This window comes from Uliginosibacterium sp. sgz301328 (assembly GCF_041807905.1).
In the GTDB taxonomy this organism is placed as follows: domain Bacteria; phylum Pseudomonadota; class Gammaproteobacteria; order Burkholderiales; family Rhodocyclaceae; genus JBGVSA01.
On the sequence record NZ_JBGVSA010000024.1, the window covers coordinates 44556 to 61684 of the forward strand.

The following is a 17129-nucleotide window of genomic DNA, read 5'->3' on the forward strand; positions in this document are numbered from 1 at the left end:
GCGGTCTGGCGGAATGAGAGCGCGAACCTATCAACTCGGCCACTGCATGCGCACAGGCTTGCCGCCCGTGGCATCCTGCGTGGCTTTGACCGGGGGCTGTTGTCCGGCAAACTCTTCTTTTTCCTGCTGATGACCGGCAAGCGCAATCAGTAGGCAGGCGCTCACGATGAAGGCCAGTAATGCTTTCACGTGGTTCATGGGGCACCTCGCATTGGGAGCGTCGGGGGAGTTGGGGACGGCTGTTTTTAGCTCTTCGGCCAATGCTGACCATGTTGCGCTTGCCGGCATCAAAACGCTGTAGGCCTCACCCAGATTCGTTGTAGGACAGCCGCCGACGCGTTGCACCGGAAATATGCGCCCTTGCCCATCAGGACAGATCGGGTTTCTCCTTGCGGGAGAATGGGGCCTCCCGCGGGCTGCCGCCTTCCGTCACATGGCGAGCGCATATTGTCTTGACATGCACGCAGTCTGCTCCAGACTGTCGGGGCGCCTTCCTTCGCAGTTCAGCCAAGACGGGGACTCAACGCATGGAGATTCATCGCGATCATCGACCGCTGCTGTGGCTGGTGGCGGTCGGTCTGCTGATGCAGATGCTCGATTCCACCATCGTCAATACTGCATTGCCTTCGATTGCCACCGATCTGAAAGCCAGCCCGCTCAAGATGGAAATGGTCGTCATCGGCTACATGCTGACGGTGGCCCTGCTCATGCCCGCATCGGGTTGGGTGGCGGACCGCTTCGGCATCCGGCGCGTCTACCTGTGTGCGATCGCCCTGTTCACGCTGGGCTCCGTGCTGTGCGCCGAGTCACGCACGCTCGAGCAGCTCGTGGGCGCGCGCGTGGTGCAGGGCGTCGGCGGCGCCTTTCTCATGCCGGTGGGGCGTTTGGCGGTGCTACGCACGGTGTCGCGCGAAGAATTGCTCGCTGCACTCTCGTTCGTGGCGCTGCCAGCGTTGATCGGGCCACTGCTGGGTCCTTTCGTCGGCGGATGGTTGTCCGAGAGCATCTCGTGGCACTGGATCTTCCTGATCAACGTGCCCATTGGCCTTGCCGGCATTGCGCTGACGTTCCGGCTGATGCCGGTGTTCCCCGTCGACAAGGGGCAGCCGTTCGACTTTCGGGGTTATGGCATGTTCGCGCTGGCCATCGCCCTGATTTCACTGGCGCTCGAAGGTCTCGGCGAACTGGGGCTGTCGCTTTCTCTCGCCATGCTGTTGATGGTCGCCGGCGCGGGCTTGCTCGGGGCTTACTGGTTGCACGCCACGCGTTTTTCATTGCCCCTGTTTTCGCCGCGGTTATTCCGCATCAACAGCTATTCGGTCGGGCTGCTGGGCAATCTCTTCGCACGCATCGGCAGCGGCGGCATCCCTTTCCTGCTGCCCCTGATGTTCCAGATCGGCATGGAATACTCGCCCCTGCAGTCCGGCCTGATGATGATTCCTTCCGCGCTTGCATCGCTCCTGTCGCGCATTGGAGTCGGGCGCGTGATCGGCCGTTTCGGCTATCGCAAGGTACTTACGGTGAACACGCTGCTGGTGGGGTTGATGATCATGAGCATGGCCCTGGTGCCGCTCAAGCTCCCGCTGTGGCTGGTGATCGTGCAGCTATTCATCTTCGGCTTCGTCAATGGTCTTCAGTTCACCGCGATGAACACCGTGGCCCTCCAGGATCTGCCCGCCGAGGATGCCAGCAGCGGCAACACGCTGCTGTCGGTCATCATGCAATTGGCGATCAGCATGGGCGTGGGCGCTTCGGCCGCGTTGCTCAATGGCTTTGTGAACGTCTTCGAGACCGGCGACATCATCTCGAGCTTCCAGGCAACCTTCTGCACCGTCGGGCTGATGGGCATGGTGGCGGCGGCGATCTTCCTCCAACTGTCCGGCGACCGCCGGGATGTCGCCCATGGCGACGTGCCGATGGGTGAGTGACGCTCAGCCGGCGAGTGCGGCGATCCAGCGCGTGTAGAGGCGATCGGCAATGGCCAGTTGCGCGGGCAGGGCAACGCGCATCTGCTCGAACTGGCTCGCCGGCAGTTGAGTCGTGGCGGGCAACGGGGTGCGCTCGAATTCACGCGACCATTCGTGCGTCCAATTGCGGATCAGCGCCTCGGTCATCTCGATATGGAACTGCATGCCCAGATGAATGCCCTCGCCCGGACCGAGCACGTAGGCCTGGTTGGTGCAGTTCTCGCCTTCCAGGATGCGCGTGGCGCCGGCTGGTATGGTGAAGGTCTCGCCATGCCATTGGTAGGCATCGAAGCCGCGCACGTCGCCCAGCCACTGGCGCGCATGCGGCGTGTCGGTGGCCGTGATGCGCGTCCAGCCAATCTCGCGCACGGGGTTTCGTGTGACCTCTCCGCCCAGTGCACGTGACATCAACTGGCCACCCAGACAGTGGCCAATGACGGGTACGCTGCTGTCGATGGCGTGGCGGATCAGGTCGAGTTCGCGTTCGATCCAGGGCAGATCGTCATTGACACTCATCGGCCCGCCCATGAAGCACAGGCCCGAAAACGCTCCGACGCGCTCGGGAATGGGGGCGCCTTCATCCACACGGACGAGCGTCCAGGGAATCGAATGTCGGTCGAGGAAACTGGCAAAATGCCCGGGTTGAACGTTCTGGCAATGTTGAAAGATCGCAATGGGCTTCATCTGCAGACGGCGGGGGCGTGTTGTTCGAATGCTTGCGGTTTGCGCCATTGTAGGCGCACTCAGCGGGGCCGCACACGCCACGGGCGTGGCGCTGGTCGGCCTTTTCCCCGGCAAGGCGGTGCTCGTCATCGACGCACGTGCGCCGCGGACGCTGGCTGTCGGGCAGAGCGCATGGGGCGTGAAGTTGCTTGCCATCGGCGCCGACAGTGCGACGGTCGAGGTCGACGGGCAGCGGCAGAACATCGCACTCGGCGGCCAGCCGGTGCAGATTGCGGACACTGCGTCCGGCGCGGGCGAACAGAACGTCACGCTGGTGGCCGACGGACGCGGCCATTTCCTGACGGCAGGTTCGATCAATGGCGCGTCGGTGAACTTTTTCGTCGATACGGGTGCCTCAACCGTAGCGATGGGGCCGAGCGTGGCCCGCGCGGCCGGCATCGATTACCGCAGCGGGCAGCAAGGCATGGCGAACACCGCCAACGGCACGGTGCAGACGTGGCGGGTACGGTTGAACACCGTCACCGTCGGCGGCATCACCCTGCACGACGTCGAAGGCATGGTCCTGCAGGCCGACATGCCCTACGTACTGCTGGGCGCGAGCTTCCTCAATCGCACGAACATGCGCCGCGACGGCGCGACCATGACGCTGACGCGGCGCTTCTGACTGCGCCGCCCGGCCTTCCAGCTGGAGACGGACATCCTTTCTGAACCACTTGCCGCGTTGTCGATTGCCGGCCTGCGCCATCGTTTCGACAGCGAACAAACGTTTGAATGGCCGGAGGAGGGCGCGCCGGACGAAGAGTTCGACCATGCGCGCGCCGCCGTACTCATCCCCATCGTCGAACGTGCTGGCGCGCTCAGCCTGTTGCTCACCCGCCGCAGCGATCGCCTCTATCACCATCCAGGACAGATATCGTTTCCCGGCGGCAGGGTCGAGCCCGGCGATGGCGACGACATTGCTGCGGCGCTGCGTGAAACGGAAGAAGAAACCGGTCTTCCGCGCAGCGCTGTGGACGTGTTCGGCCGCCTGCCAAGCTACGCCACCATCACGGGATTTCGCATCACACCGGTGGTCGGCCTGGTCCAGGCGCCGTTCGTGCTGGCGCCGGACGACTTCGAGGTGGCAGAGGTCTTCGAGGTGCCGCTGGCGTTCGTGACCGACCCGCGCAATTACCAGTGCCATCGCATCGAACGCGCCGGCGTGGTGCGCGAGTTCTACGCCGTACCGCACGCGGGGCGCTTCATCTGGGGCGCGACCGCCGGCATGCTGGCCATGTTCTGCGACTTCCTCGGCCGTCCCGTGAGGCCCGCTGGCACGATGCACGAACGTTAAGGCATCGGCATCGTCGCACCGGGGCGACATGCGTGCCCGGGCGCATCAGTCGAGTATGTTATCTTCGGGTCCTGGCCGGCCAGAGCCCCGATGCTGCGACCATTTACAAAAACATGACCCTGTTCTCACTTGTTCTCGCACTGATTCTCGAACAGTTCCGGCCGCTGAACGCGGCCAAGTACCTGCACCAGCCGCTCGATGCGCTGGGACACTTCTTCGAGAGCCGCTTCAATGACGGTCAGGCAAGCCACGGCATCATTGCGTGGTGCCTGATGGTGATTCCTCCCGTCGTATTGTCCGCAGTCGTGTACTGGCTGCTCTACCAGATTCACCCGGTGGTGGCATTCGTCTTCAATGTGGCGGTGCTGTACTACACCATGGGCTTTCGCCACGTCAGCCATTACTTCACGCGGATCCACGCCGCCTTGCGTGCGCAGGACCTGCCGCGTGCGCGTGAGCTGATCGGCCAGTGGCGCGGCCACCTGCACGAGCTGTCCAGCACGCAGGAAGTCACCCGCCTGACCATCGAGCAAGGCCTGGTCGGCGCGCACCGCCAAGTGTTTGCCATCATCGTGCTGTTCGTGATCTTCCCCGGTCCGAGCGGTGCGGTGCTCTATCGCATGGCGGCGCATTTCGACAAGGCCTGGGGCGCGCGCATCGGTCCAGCGATCGGCGACTTCGGCGGGTTCGCGCGGCGCGCGTTCTATTACATCGAATGGCTGCCGGCGCGCATCACCGCCATGGCGTTCTCGATCGTGGGCGACTTCGAAGACGCCGCCTACTGCTGGCGCGTCCAGGCGCCCGAGTGGCCCGACCGCAACGAAGGCGTGCTGCTGGCTGCGGGCGCCGGTGCGCTCGGCGTGCGCCTGGGCATGCCCATCCACCAGAGCGGCGAGGTGATTGAACGCCCCGACCTGGGTACCGGCGATGATGCCGAGGTCGAATACCTGCAAAGCACGGTCGGGCTGGTGCGTCGCACCCTGGTGTTGAACGTGCTGATCCTGCTGCTGTTGGGGATTACGCGGCTGGCGAGCTGACCGTCGCGGGCGGCGCTGCCAGCCAGTGCCGCACATGATCCAGCGCCTGCGCCGTGGCGTCCGCCGCCAGACTATCCACTTCATGAACGTCGGGCCATTGCCCGACGAACTGACGCATCCACGTGATCTGCCGCTTGGCCAACTGGCGAGTGGCCGCCACGCCTTTCTCGCGCATGGTGGCGTAGTCGGTTTCGCCTTCCAGGTACTCCCACATTTGCCGGTACCCCACGCAGCGCATGGATGTCATGTCCAAGCGCAGGCGATAGCGCTCGCGCAGGGCGATGACTTCGTCCTCGAATCCGGCGGCGAGCATGGCATCGAAGCGTTGGGCAATGCGTTCGTGCAGCACGGTGCGGTCGGACGGCTGCAGCATCAGCGTGAGGAAGTCCGCCGCAGGTTCGGCCTGCGACTTGCGGGCGTAGCTTTCTGCCAGCGGCCGGCCTGTGATGCGGACGATCTCCAGCGCGCGCTGGATGCGTTGCGCGTCGTTCGGCGCGAGCCGGGCGGCGGCATCCGGATCGAGCGCTGCCAGTTCCGCGTGCAGGGCGGGCCAGCCGCGTGTGACGGCGACTTCATCGATATGCGCCCGCAGGGCCGGGTCGGCTTCCGGCAGATCGGACAGCCCTTCGCGCAGCGCCTTGTAGTAGAGCATCGTCCCACCGGCCAACAGCGGGATATTGCCGCGCCCATGGATGTCGTCGATGAGACGCAGCGCATCCTCGCGGAAGCGTGCGGCCGAATAGGCGTCTTCCGGACTGACGATGTCGATGAGATGATGCGGGCAGCGCGCCTGTTCCGCCGCGTCGGGCTTGGCGGTGCCGATGTCCATGTCGCGGAACACCAATGCCGAATCGACGCTGATGATTTCGATCGGCAGCGCATCGGCCAGCGCCAGCGCGCAGGCAGTCTTGCCGCTGGCGGTGGGGCCCATGAGGAAGATGGCGCGCGGTCGCGGTGCGATGGCGTCGTTCATGGCGTTCTAGGTTCTGAGTTCAATGCTTGTCGCCGCCCCTGGGCGGTGTGTTGGAAACCAATGCGACTGTTAGGTTTTTTGCGTCGTCACGGGCTGTTGAGCCTGCTCCTGACATTTTCTCCGCTGATCGCTCTGGCCGACGATACGCGCCTGCCGCTGTGGGAGGTGCGAGGCGCCCGCGCGACAGTGTACCTGTTCGGCTCCATCCACGTCTGCCGCGCCGGCTGCTACCCCTTGCCCAGCGGCGTGCTGCAGCGTTTTGATGCGGCACGCGAAATCGCCGTCGAAGTCGACCCCGCTCGCGGCGACCTGCAAGAGCGCATCATGCGTGCGGCGCTCCTGCCCGTCGGCGAACGTCTTTCGGATCTGCTCGGCAAGGCTGACGGCGAAGCGCTGCAACACGCGCTCAATGAGCTCGATCTGCCAGCGCAGCCGATGATGGGCATGCGGCCGTGGATGGTTGGCACGATGATCGGCATCACCGCCGCGCAGCGCGCCGGCCTGCGTGCCGATCAGGGCGTCGATCTGTGGCTGCTCGCGCGCGCGCGCACCCAGGGCAAGACCGTCAACGAGCTCGAAACCGTGCAGCGCTAGATCGACGCGCTGCAGGGGACGAGCCTCGATGAACAGGTCGAAGGATTGCGCCAGACCTTGTCATTGCTGCGCGATCATCGGCTCGACGCCTATTTCGACGACCTGGTGCGCGCATGGCAGCGCGGCGACGGTGAACGGCTCGACGCGCTCATCCGCGAAGGCGGCGGCAGCGACGACCGCTGGCGGGCTGAATTGCTGGACCGCCGCAACGCCGAGATGGCAGACAAGATCGCCGGCTGGCTCGACGACGGCCGGGCGCCCTTCGTGATCGTCGGCGTCGGCCATCTTGCGGGGCAGGGCAGCGTGGTCGATCGTCTCGGCCAGCGCGGCTACGTCATCCGCCAGCTTGCCGCCGGCGACTGATTCCGTCGTACCGGCGGTGCGACGCGCGTGCGTCGCTATACTTGCGGTTTCGCCGGCAGCCGCAGCGATGCCTGCGGCATGAACCGCCGAACCCCCTTCCCGCCTTCACGCTGAGCACCCGATGGATCTGACGCCCGGACTGATGGTCATTCACGGCAACCAGCCCGAATCGCTGCGCGACCTGCTCGTCGGCTGGATGCGTGCGCATCCGTTGGCGCCGCTGGAATCCGAAGTCATTCTCGTGCAGAGCAATGGCATTGCGCAGTGGCTCAAGCTGGCGCTCGCGCGCGACGTGGAAGAAGGCGGCTGCGGGGTGACTGCGTCGATGTCGGTCGAACTGCCGGCGCAATTTCTGTGGCGGGCCTATCGCGGAGTGCTCGGGCGCGATCGCGTGCCCGACGTCTCGGCGCTGGATGAGGGGCCGCTCGTGTGGCGACTCATGCGCCTGCTGCCAGCGCTCATCGAGCGCCCGGTTTTTGCCGTGCTGCGTCGGTATCTCGCCGACGACGCCGATCTGCGCAAACGCCACCAGCTCTCGCAGCGCCTGGCGGATCTGTTCGATCAATACCAGGTCTATCGCGCCGATTGGCTCGAGGATTGGCGCGCCGGGCACGACCGCATCCACACCGCCAGCGGCGGTGCGCGCGCGCTGCCGCCCGACGAGCGCTGGCAGCCCGAACTATGGCGCGCATTGACGGCAGACGTCGGCGACGAAGGTCTGTCCGCCAGCCGTGCCGGCGTCCACCGACATTTTCTTGAGGCGCTCGAACACGCGAGCGTTCGCCCCGCTGGCCTGCCGCGTCGGGTCGTGGTGTTCGGCATCTCGGCGATGCCGGCGCAATCGGTCGAAGCGCTCGCCGCCATCGCACGGTTCTCGCAGGTCTTGCTATGCGTCCACAACCCGTGTCGCCATCACTGGGCGGACATCGTCGCGGACAAAGACCTGTTGCGCCACGAGTATCGTCGCCAGCGTCGTCGACCAGGCATGCCGGCAGTGCTCGACGACGAACTGCAGCATCAGTATGCGCACCCCTTGCTCGCGGCGTGGGGCAAGCAGGGGCGCGATTACATCAACCTGCTCGATCGCCACGACGACCCGGAGCGCTATCGCGGGCTCTTCGGCGGTGTCACCAACGGGCGAATCGATCTGTTCAGCGACGACGAGCCGCAGACGTTGCTCGGCCAATTGCAGAACGACATCCTTGAATTGCGCCCGCTGGCCGAAAGCCGCGCGCTGTGGCCGGCGCTCGACCCGCATCGCGACGCCTCCGTGCGCTTTCACGTCGCGCACAGCGCACAGCGCGAAGTCGAAGTGCTGCATGACCAGTTGCTCGCGCGCTTCGACGCCGATCCCACGCTGCATGCGCGCGACGTCATTGTCATGGTGCCCGACGTCAACACCTACGCGCCGCACATCGAGGCCGTTTTCGGGCAATTGGCACGCGACGATCGTCGCTTCATTCCCTACACGCTCGCGGACCAGGGCCAGCGCGGTCGCGAGCCGATGCTGGTGGCGCTCGAACTCCTCCTGCGTCTGCCCGAGAGCCGCTTTGCGGTGAGCGAGATTCTCGACCTGCTCGATGTTGCCGCGCTGCGTGCGCGATTCGACATTGCGGAAACCGATCTGCCGCTGCTGCGACGCTGGATCGACGGCGCGGGCGTGAGATGGGGGCTCGACGGTGCCCAACGGCAACGCCTGGGCCTGCCTGCGGCGGACGAGGCCAATACATGGCGCTTCGGCCTGCGACGCATGCTGCTCGGCTTTGCGGTAGGCGAGGGCGATGCGTTCAACGGCATCGAGCCGTATGCCGAGATCGGCGGACTCGACGCATCGCTGCTGGGCCCGCTCGCGCAACTGCTCGCGGCGCTCGATACCACCGCGCAGCAACTTGCCGAACCGGCTACACCTTCGCAGTGGGTCGAGCGCCTGCGCCTGCTGCTGGAGAATTTCTTCGTCGCCAGTGATGAGCGCGACGATCTGTTGCACCAGCAGATGCTCAAGTTGCTCGACGCGTGGCTCGACAGTTGCGTCCGTGCCGGCTTCGATGAAGCGGTGCCCGTGACAGTCGTGCGCGAAGCATGGCTGGGCGGGCTCGATGCCGGCGGATTGAATCAGCGCTTCCTCGCCGGCGCGGTGAGCTTCTGTACGCTCATGCCGATGCGCGCGATCCCGTTCCGCGTGGTGTGCCTGCTGGGCATGAATGACGGCGACTACCCGCGCGTGGTTCAGCCGCTCGACTTCGACTTGATGCGCAACGACTACCGTCCCGGCGATCGCTCGCGGCGCGAGGACGACCGCTACCTGCTGCTCGAAGCGCTGCTTTCGGCGCGCGAGCAACTCTATGTAAGCTGGGTGGGGCGCAGCATCCGTGACAACAGCGTGCGACCGCCTTCGGTATTGATCGGCCAACTGCGCGATCACTTCGCGGCAGGTTGGCGGCTGGCCGATGGCGGCGATATCCTCGCCGCGATCACGCGCGAACATCCGCTGCAACCGTTCAGCCGCGTCTATTTTTCGCAGGCACGCGACGAAGTGGGCGTCGATGGCGCATTCACCTATGCGCGCGAATGGCGCGAGGTCTATCGCCGGGCCGAAGCTGCCGGGCAAACGAACGTCCTGCCCGAACACGAAATCAACGCACCGATCGGACTGCGTGTGTTGCAGGACTTTGTCGCCGATCCGGTCAAGGCATTTTTCGCGCAACGCTTGAAAGTGCGTTTCGGCGAAGCGCCGCTGACCGACAACGACGATGAACCTTTCGTACTCGACGGGCTCGACAACTGGCAACTGACCGATACCCTCGTACAGCGCCTCCGGCCGGCAGTCGAGGCCGACTCCGATCCGTCATTCGCCTCGCGCATCGCGGCCGAGGTGGACCGCCTGCGCGGCGAGGGACGTCTGCCCGTAGGCGCCTTCGGTACGCGTGAAGCCGATGATCTCGCCGCTCCATTGCCGGACCTCCTTCAGCGCTATCGCGACGCATTGGACGCGTATCCGATCGAAGACGAAGCGCCGCGCGAGTTCGAACATCGGCATGCCGACGTCACGCTGGCTGACTGGGCGACTGGCCTGCGGTGCGATGTGAACGGCGCGCAGGCTCGCATCGAACTCGTCAGCGGCAAGCTGCATGAAGGCGACCACTATCGTTGGCATACCCTGGTGCGTCATTGGGTGGCGCATCTTGCGCGGCAACTCTGCGGCGCGCCGGTGACGACGTGGCTGGTGGGAACGACAGGCGATCTTGTGTGGGAACCGGTGCCGGCAGGCGTGGCGCGCGTCGAACTCGATGCACTCATCGATGCCTGGCGCGAAGGGATGCGTCGGCCGTTGCCAGTCGCATGCCGCACCGCTTTTGCCTGGCTCGACCAGCAAGACGAAGTGCGCGCGCTGAGCGAGGCCGAACGTCGCTACGAAGGCGGCTACAACCTTACTGGCGAGCTTCAGCAATCGGCGGCGCTGGCCCGTGCTTATCCGGATTTCGCCAGTCTCTACGCCGAGGGCGAATTCAAGCACTGGGCCGAAGTGCTCTACGGCACGCTTCATCGCCACGTGCTGGCGCGCGACGACCAGGACGAGGTGTCGGCATGAGCGTGCCCGTTGCATTGTCGGTACTCGATTTTCCGTTGCACGGCAGCCGGCTCATCGAGGCCAGCGCGGGTACGGGCAAGACCTTCACCATCGCGTTGCTTTACGTGCGGCTGGTGCTCGATCACGGGGGTGAAGCGGCGTTCGGCCGCGCGCTGACGCCACCGGAAATCCTCGTCGTCACGTTTACCGACGCCGCCACGCAGGAATTGCGCGACCGCATCCGTGCGCGTCTGACCGAAGCGGCGAGATGCTTCGGAGAGCCCGACGCGGCGCACGATGGCCTGCTCGAAGCGCTGCGCGACAGCTATCCGCACGATCGCTGGCCGGCGTGTGCGCGCTTGCTGCGGCTGGCCGCCGAGTGGATGGACGAGGCGGCCGTGTCGACCATCCACGCCTGGTGCTATCGCATGTTGCGTGAGCATGCCTTCGACAGCGGCAGCCTGTTCGCCCAGGAGTTGGCTACGGATCAGGGCGAATTGCTGCTCGAGGTCGTGCGTGACTATTGGCGCCGCAACTTCTACGCGCTTTCGCCGCGCGAAGCGGGTGCCGTGCGTACATGCTTCGCCGGACCGGATGATCTTGCCGCCGCGCTCAAGCCTTTGCTGGCACGAACGGATGTGCGTTTTTTCGTGGGCGAGCAGGTACTCCACCCGCCGGCATCGCTGGCGCATGTCCTGGCCCCGGCTGCTGCGTGGCAGGAGGCATGCGAGTCCGCAGCAAATGCGGCTCGCCACGCATGGGCGTCCGATCGCGAGGCGCTCGAAATCATGCTCCATGCGCTGCGCCCGAGCCTGCATGGCAACGTCTATCGCAACAAGGACGATGACGCGACCTTCACCCAATGGGTGGGCGATCTGGCGGCGTGGAGCGAGGGAGCCGCAGCGCCTGCCAATCTTGCCAAGTTCGGCCAGACGCGTATCAAGCTCAAGGCCAAGGCCGTTACACCACGACATCCGGCGTTCCAGGCCATCGATCAGTGGGCCGACGTGGCGGACGGTGAGCCGCAGATCAAGCCCCTGTTGTTGCTTCATGCATTGAGCGAAGTGCGCGCGACGTTCGACGCCGAGAAGATTCGCCGCGCCGAACTCGGCTTCGATGATCTGCTCGCACGCCTCGACCGTGCGCTGGCTGGACAAGGCGGCGACCGACTTGCCGCACGTATCCGCGAGCAGTTCCCGGTGGCGTTGATCGACGAGTTCCAGGATACGGACCCGCTGCAGTACCGCATCTTCGAGCGCGTGTATCGCATCGCCGACAACCCGCGCGAGATCGGCCTGTTCATGATCGGAGACCCCAAACAGGCGATCTACGCTTTCCGCGGGGCCGACATCCACACTTATCTGCGTGCGCGCACCGCCACGCTGAACCGGCATTACACGCTCAGCACCAACTACCGCTCCACCCGCGACATGGTCGAGGCCGCCAATCGCTGCTTCGCCTTCGCCGAACAGCATCCGCGCGGTGCGTTCCGCTTTGGCTCGGATGAGGTCGACAACCCCGTACCGTTTCAGCCGGTCGAGGCGCGCGGACGGGAAGAGGTGCTGCTGATCGATGGCGTGCCGGCCACAGCCATGACGTTCTGGCTGCTCGACAACGGTGGCGCGGTGTGTGGTGCATCCGCGTACCGCGACGAGATGGCCGAACGATGTGCGAGTGCCGTACGCGGGTGGCTCGCGCAGGCGCGCGAGGGCCGGGCGGGTTTCCGGGAACCCGACGGCAGCCTGCGGCCATTGCAGCCAGCGGACATCGCCATCCTCGTGCGAGGTCGTCGTGAGGCCGACGCCATTCGCACCTCGCTCGCGGCGCGCCGGCTGGCCAGCGTATACCTGTCGGATCGAGATTCCGTTTTTGCCACCGAAGAAGCCGGCGACGTGCTGCAATGGTTGCGTGCGTGTGCCGACCCCACGGACGACGGCGCACTGCGCCGCGCACTTGCCACGCGCAGCCTCGGCCTGGGGTGGCCGGCACTGGAGCGCCTCAACCGCGACGAGCGCTTCTGGGAAGACACCGTGATGCGCTTTCGCGGCTACCGCACGCTGTGGCAGACGCAAGGGGTGCTGCCAATGCTGCGTCGCCTGCTGGCCGACTTCGACGTGCCGGCCAGTCTTCTGCGAGAGGCGGATGGCGAGCGGCGCCTGACCAATCTGTTGCACCTCGCCGAATGGTTGCAGCGCCAGGCCGTCGAAGCGGATGGAGAACATGCGCTGCTGCGCGTCTATGCCGAACAGATCGAGCGTCCTTCGGAAGAGGAAATCCTGCGGCTGGAAAGCGATGCTGATCTCATCAAGGTGATCACCATCCACAAGTCGAAAGGGCTGGAGTATCCGCTCGTGCTGTTGCCGTTCATCTGCACCTGGCGCGAGTTGGACGGCCGCAGCCGGGAGCTGCCTTCGTTCCAGCACGGCGAAGGCCGCGTCGTCGATGTGTCGGGCGACACAAGCATCGCCGGGACGGCATATGACCGCGCCAACGACGAGCGTCTGAGCGAAGACATGCGTCTGTTGTACGTGGCGCTCACGCGCGCCCGGCACGCGGTATGGCTGGGCGTGGCGCCGCTCGTGTCGGGCCGCTCGAAGAGCCCGGAGTTGCACAAGGGCGCCATGGGCTATCTATTGGGCGGTGCGCAACCCCTGAGCGCCGAAGATATTCCGGCGCGCCTGCGCGAGTTGCAGGCAGGCTGCGCCGCCATCGGCATTGCGCCGGCGCCTGCAGCCGACAGCGAAATTCTCGAAGCCGCGCATGTCGCTGCGCCAGGCCCTGCGCGCGAGCCGACGCGGCGCATCGCGGAGCGCTGGTGGATCGCCAGCTACTCGGCGCTCGCCATGCAGGCCGAGGATGGCGACGAAACACACTCGCCTTCGTCCGACGAACCTGCCAGTGCGGACGAAGACGTGTTGCGCGAAGCATCGCTCGAACGCTTGCCCAGCGACATGCAGACGGTCGGACTACGGCCACTCGGTCTGCACGCATTTCCGCGCGGATCGAATGCCGGCAGCTTTCTTCACGCCTTGCTCGAATGGGCGGCGGACGAAGGCTTTTCCGCTTTGTCGAGCGAGCCTGCGCGCATCCGCGACCAGGTCGCCCGGCGTTGCGCGTTGCGGGGCTGGGACGCATGGATCGAACCGCTGAGCGCGTGGCTCGAAGCCTTCGTGCGTACGCCGTTCTCGTTGCCAGGAACCTCACCCGTGCGACTCGATGCGTTGGAGCACTATCAGAAGGAAATGGAATTCTGGTTCTCCACACGTGAAGTCGACAGCCTGCGCCTGGACGCGCTGGTGCGTGGCGCGACGCTGAATGGCGCCGCACGGCCGGTGCTCCAGCGCAACGTGCTCAACGGCATGCTCAAGGGCTTCATCGATCTGGTGTTCGAACACCAGGGCCGCTACTACGTGGCCGACTACAAGTCGAACTGGCTCGGCTCGGACGAGGTTGCCTACAGTGCCGGCGCCATGCGCGCGGCGGTGCTGGATCATCGCTACGATCTGCAATACGTGTTGTACGTGTTCGCGCTGCACCGCCTGCTGCGTTCGCGCCTGCCAGACTACGACTACGAGCGCCATGTTGGCGGCGCCGTCTATCTCTTCCTGCGCGGCAGTCAGTCCGACACGCAAGGCGTGCACTTCGAGCGGCCGCCACGACAGCTCATGGATGCGCTCGATGCGCTTTTCAGGGACAGCGCCGAGGTGGCCGCATGATCCGCCCCCGCGATGCACACGAACTGCTCGGTCTGCTCGGCGAGTGGGCAGCACGCAAGTGGTTGCGCGATGTCGACCATGCCTTCGCTGCCTTCCTCGTGGAGCAGGTGGGCGATGCGCATCCGCTGCTCGTGCTGGCCGCAGCGCTCGCCAGCCATCAGCTCGGCCGCGGGCATGTATGCCTCGATCTGACGGCGACGCTCGCCGATAGCCGCTTTGCCCTGTCGCTGCCGCCCGATGGCGAAGCGGCAATCGATGCCCCCGTGTTGCCGGCGGCGCTGCTGGACGGGCTGGACCTGCAAGGCTGGCTGAATGCGCTGGATGACGCACGCCTGGTCACGCGGGGCGAGGGCTCGACGCCGTTGGTGCTGGTCGGTGCGCGCCTGTATCTGCGCCGTTACTGGCGCTATGAGCGGGATGTGCGAGCGGCTATCGGACGCCGTCTGCACGGCAGCGCAGCGTTGCGCGACGGCATGCCTGCGGCATCGCTGCGTCGCGCGCTCGACGCACTGTTCCCCGCGTCGTCCGGAGGGCCGGTCGACTGGCAGAAACTTGCCTGCGCGCTGATGGCGGGCAGTGCTTTTGGTATCGTCACCGGCGGCCCGGGCACCGGCAAGACGACCACCGTCGTCAAGCTCCTCGCGTTGCTGCAGAGCCTGGCGCTCGAATCGCACGGACGCGCATTGTGCATCCGCCTGGCGGCACCCACGGGCAAGGCCGCCGCGCGTTTGAACACCTCGATCGCCGGTGCGGTGGATCGTCTGCAACTGGCCGGCGTGGGGGCGGGTGAGGCGGTGCGCGGGGCCATCCCGCGAGAAGTCACCACACTGCATCGACTGCTCGGTAGCCAGCCGGACAGCCGTCGCTTTGCCTATCACGCGGGCAACCTGTTGGCGCTCGATGTGCTGGTGGTCGACGAAGCGTCGATGATCGACCTCGAGATGATGGCGGCATTGCTCGCCGCGCTGCCGCCGCGTGCTCGCCTCATCATGCTCGGCGACAAGGATCAGCTTGCGTCGGTCGAAGCCGGTGCCGTATTGGGCGAGCTATGCAGTCGTGCGCTGGACGGCCATTACTGGCCCGCCACCTGCGAATGGCTGCACGAAGTTGCCGGCCAGCGCATCGACGATGTGCTGATCGATCCTTCCGGCACGGCGCTTGACCAGGCGATCGTCATGCTGCGGCACAGCCATCGTTTCGGCGCCGCCAGCGGCATTGGACAACTGGCGGCAGCAGTCAACGCTGGCGACGTGGCGGCGATGAAGACCGTGTGGAGTCACGACCATGCCGATCTGTCTCGTATCGCCGCCAGCCACGACGACGAACGCGCGCTGCGCGAATTGCTGATCGACGGCGGACGTGACGGCGACATGTTCGGGCCGGTCGGCTATCGCCACTACCTCGATGTACTCAATCAGCAACGTCCCGCCCAGGACGCTCCGTTCGAGGCTTTCGATGAGTGGGCGCGAGCGGTGATCGAAGCGCATGGCCGCTTCCAGTTGCTATGCGCACTGCGGCGCGGTCGCTGGGGCGTCGAGGGGCTCAACGAGCGCGTGGGCGCCATGTTGCACGACGCCGGCCTGCTGGCCGTGCCGCAAGGCTGGTTCATCGGGCGGCCGGTGCTGGTCACGCGCAACGACTACGGTCTCGGGCTCATGAACGGCGATATCGGCATCACCCTGAGTCTGCCCGAGCGCGCGGGCGACCTCGTACGATGGATGCCGCGCGTGGCGTTCCCGGCGGGGGACGGTTCGAATGCGATTCGCTGGGTGTTGCCCAGCCGCCTGCAGTCGGTGGAAACGGTGTTCGCGATGACGGTGCATAAGTCGCAGGGCTCCGAATTTGAACACACCGCCTTGCTGCTGCCGGATAGTCTCAATCCCATTCTCACGCGCGAACTGGTCTACACCGGCATCACGCGCGCGCGGGAGTTCTTTACGCTCGTCGCAACGGGAGGCCGCCAAGTGCTGGACGCCGCCATCGAACGGCGCGTGGTGCGTGCCAGCGGTCTGCTCGACGGAGGCGGTCCGCATGACTGAGGAATCGAACGGCGCGCTCAATCGAGAGAGCTACGACCGCATCGCGCCATCGTGGGACGCCGCACGCAGCGAGTTTTTCGGTCGCGAACGCGAGTACCTCGACATGTTGCTCGAAGGCTTACCCGGGAATGCCAGGGTGCTTGACCTCGGGTGTGGTACCGGGCGCCCGATGGGCGCGTACGTCTTGGAGCGAGGACTGTCTCTGACCGGCGTCGATCAATCGGCGGCGCTGCTGGCGCTCGCGCGCGAACGCTATTCGAAAGGCGAATGGATCGAGTCGCGCATCGAGGACTTCATGTCCGACGAATGCTACGACGCGATCATTTGCTGGGACGCGTTGTTCCACATCGAACGCGAACGCCATCCGGCGATCTTCGCGCGGATGGTCGACATGCTGGATGCTGGAGGTCGGATGATGGTGACCGTCGGCGGCAGTGAGCATCCTGCGTTTCGCGACACCATGTTCGGGCAGACCTTCTTCTACGACTCGCACTCGCCCGATGCGGTCGTGGCAATGCTTGAAGCGCTCGGCATGGAGTTGGTGGTGCGGGAGTTCATGAATCTGCCGGACGGTGGGCGGGATAAAGGGCGGTATGCGGTTGTAGCGCGCAGGCGCTTTTGAGGAAAAGCGATTTCTTGCCTGGGCTTTGGTTCTTCGGGCTTGGTCTTGACTGATGCTCGACGGCCGGGAGTTCGTCCCGGTGGCCGAGTCACTTTCTTGTTATCGACAAGAAGGTAACCGTCGATCCGACCCCAGCATCGCCGCCCACCTACGGTGGGTCCCCTGCGCTACTCGTCAAGTCAGGCGGCTGCGGAACTCGTCGCTGTGCTCCTCAGACAGTCCTCGCCGACGGC

11 protein-coding genes and 1 pseudogene are annotated in these 17129 nt (G+C 65.5%); 9 read left to right on the forward strand and 3 right to left on the reverse strand.

Features of this window, described 5'->3' with window-relative positions; genetic code table 11:
• Positions 1 to 30: 30 nt before the first annotated feature.
• Complete coding sequence (locus ACDA63_RS16360) at positions 31 to 198, reverse strand: hypothetical protein (protein ID WP_373664350.1); 168 nt, start codon at positions 196 to 198, stop codon at positions 31 to 33.
• 329 nt (positions 199 to 527) lie between these two features.
• Here ACDA63_RS16360 and mdtD point away from each other — a divergent pair, with 329 nt between their 5' ends.
• Entirely contained in the window at positions 528 to 1928 is a 1401-nt protein-coding gene (gene mdtD, locus ACDA63_RS16365) for a multidrug transporter subunit MdtD (RefSeq protein WP_373664351.1), read from the forward strand.
• 3 nt (positions 1929 to 1931) lie between these two features.
• On the opposite strand, the gene ACDA63_RS16370 is transcribed toward mdtD, so the two are convergent.
• Positions 1932 to 2651: a type 1 glutamine amidotransferase gene (locus ACDA63_RS16370; RefSeq protein ID WP_373664352.1), complete on the reverse strand. Its 720-nt coding sequence runs from the start codon at positions 2649 to 2651 to the stop codon at positions 1932 to 1934.
• Between the two features lie 28 nt (positions 2652 to 2679).
• Between ACDA63_RS16370 and ACDA63_RS16375 the strand changes: the two genes are divergently transcribed.
• The 3 genes from ACDA63_RS16375 to ACDA63_RS16385 all read left to right on the forward strand — a co-directional run bounded on the left by ACDA63_RS16375 (position 2680) and on the right by ACDA63_RS16385 (position 5021).
• Positions 2680 to 3315 (forward strand): TIGR02281 family clan AA aspartic protease, encoded by a 636-nt coding sequence (locus ACDA63_RS16375; RefSeq protein ID WP_373664353.1) that lies wholly within the window; start codon positions 2680 to 2682, stop codon positions 3313 to 3315.
• 57 nt (positions 3316 to 3372) lie between these two features.
• A complete protein-coding gene (locus ACDA63_RS16380) occupies positions 3373 to 3984 on the forward strand; it encodes a CoA pyrophosphatase (RefSeq protein WP_373664354.1) in 612 nt (203 codons plus the stop codon).
• A gap of 113 nt (positions 3985 to 4097) precedes the next feature.
• Entirely contained in the window at positions 4098 to 5021 is a 924-nt protein-coding gene (locus ACDA63_RS16385) for a CobD/CbiB family protein (RefSeq protein WP_373664355.1), read from the forward strand.
• Here ACDA63_RS16385 and miaA read toward each other — a convergent pair.
• Positions 5002 to 5994, reverse strand: coding sequence for a tRNA (adenosine(37)-N6)-dimethylallyltransferase MiaA (gene miaA / locus ACDA63_RS16390; protein ID WP_373664356.1), 993 nt, complete (start codon positions 5992 to 5994; stop codon positions 5002 to 5004). The two genes, ACDA63_RS16385 and miaA, sit on opposite strands and share 20 nt — an antisense overlap.
• Before the next feature lie 60 nt (positions 5995 to 6054).
• Between miaA and ACDA63_RS16395 the strand changes: the two are divergent.
• From ACDA63_RS16395 to ACDA63_RS16415, 5 genes and pseudogenes are all read left to right on the forward strand, one after another.
• Positions 6055 to 6951: pseudogene (locus tag ACDA63_RS16395) on the forward strand (TraB/GumN family protein).
• Between the two features lie 121 nt (positions 6952 to 7072).
• Positions 7073 to 10540: an exodeoxyribonuclease V subunit gamma gene (gene recC, locus ACDA63_RS16400; RefSeq protein ID WP_373664357.1), complete on the forward strand. Its 3468-nt coding sequence runs from the start codon at positions 7073 to 7075 to the stop codon at positions 10538 to 10540.
• Positions 10537 to 14235, forward strand: a complete 3699-nt coding sequence (recB, locus tag ACDA63_RS16405; protein WP_373664358.1) for an exodeoxyribonuclease V subunit beta — start codon at positions 10537 to 10539, stop codon at positions 14233 to 14235. Before recC ends, recB begins: the two co-directional genes overlap by 4 nt.
• On the forward strand, positions 14232 to 16274 hold the full coding sequence (gene recD, locus ACDA63_RS16410) for an exodeoxyribonuclease V subunit alpha (protein WP_373664359.1): 2043 nt from the start codon (positions 14232 to 14234) through the stop codon (positions 16272 to 16274). The genes recB and recD overlap by 4 nt, the downstream gene beginning before the upstream one ends.
• Positions 16267 to 16896 carry a class I SAM-dependent methyltransferase gene (locus ACDA63_RS16415; RefSeq protein ID WP_373664360.1) on the forward strand — a complete coding sequence of 210 codons (630 nt, stop codon included), beginning with the start codon at positions 16267 to 16269 and terminating at the stop codon, positions 16894 to 16896. The genes recD and ACDA63_RS16415 overlap by 8 nt, the downstream gene beginning before the upstream one ends.
• Positions 16897 to 17129: the final 233 nt, after the last annotated feature.

Excerpts from the sequence above, each read along its gene's own strand:
- mdtD (WP_373664351.1), top strand. The coding sequence starts at position 528 with ATGGAGATTCATCGCGATCATCGACCGCTGCTGTGGCTGGTGGCGGTC.
- ACDA63_RS16415 (WP_373664360.1), top strand. The coding sequence starts at position 16,267 with ATGACTGAGGAATCGAACGGCGCGCTCAATCGAGAGAGCTACGACCGC.
- ACDA63_RS16360 (WP_373664350.1), bottom strand. The coding sequence starts at position 198 with ATGAACCACGTGAAAGCATTACTGGCCTTCATCGTGAGCGCCTGCCTA.
- ACDA63_RS16375 (WP_373664353.1), top strand. The coding sequence starts at position 2,680 with ATGCTTGCGGTTTGCGCCATTGTAGGCGCACTCAGCGGGGCCGCACAC.
- recB (WP_373664358.1), top strand. The coding sequence starts at position 10,537 with ATGAGCGTGCCCGTTGCATTGTCGGTACTCGATTTTCCGTTGCACGGC.
- recD (WP_373664359.1), top strand. The coding sequence starts at position 14,232 with ATGATCCGCCCCCGCGATGCACACGAACTGCTCGGTCTGCTCGGCGAG.
- ACDA63_RS16370 (WP_373664352.1), bottom strand. The coding sequence starts at position 2,651 with ATGAAGCCCATTGCGATCTTTCAACATTGCCAGAACGTTCAACCCGGG.
- miaA (WP_373664356.1), bottom strand. The coding sequence starts at position 5,994 with ATGAACGACGCCATCGCACCGCGACCGCGCGCCATCTTCCTCATGGGC.
- recC (WP_373664357.1), top strand. The coding sequence starts at position 7,073 with ATGGATCTGACGCCCGGACTGATGGTCATTCACGGCAACCAGCCCGAA.
- ACDA63_RS16385 (WP_373664355.1), top strand. The coding sequence starts at position 4,098 with ATGACCCTGTTCTCACTTGTTCTCGCACTGATTCTCGAACAGTTCCGG.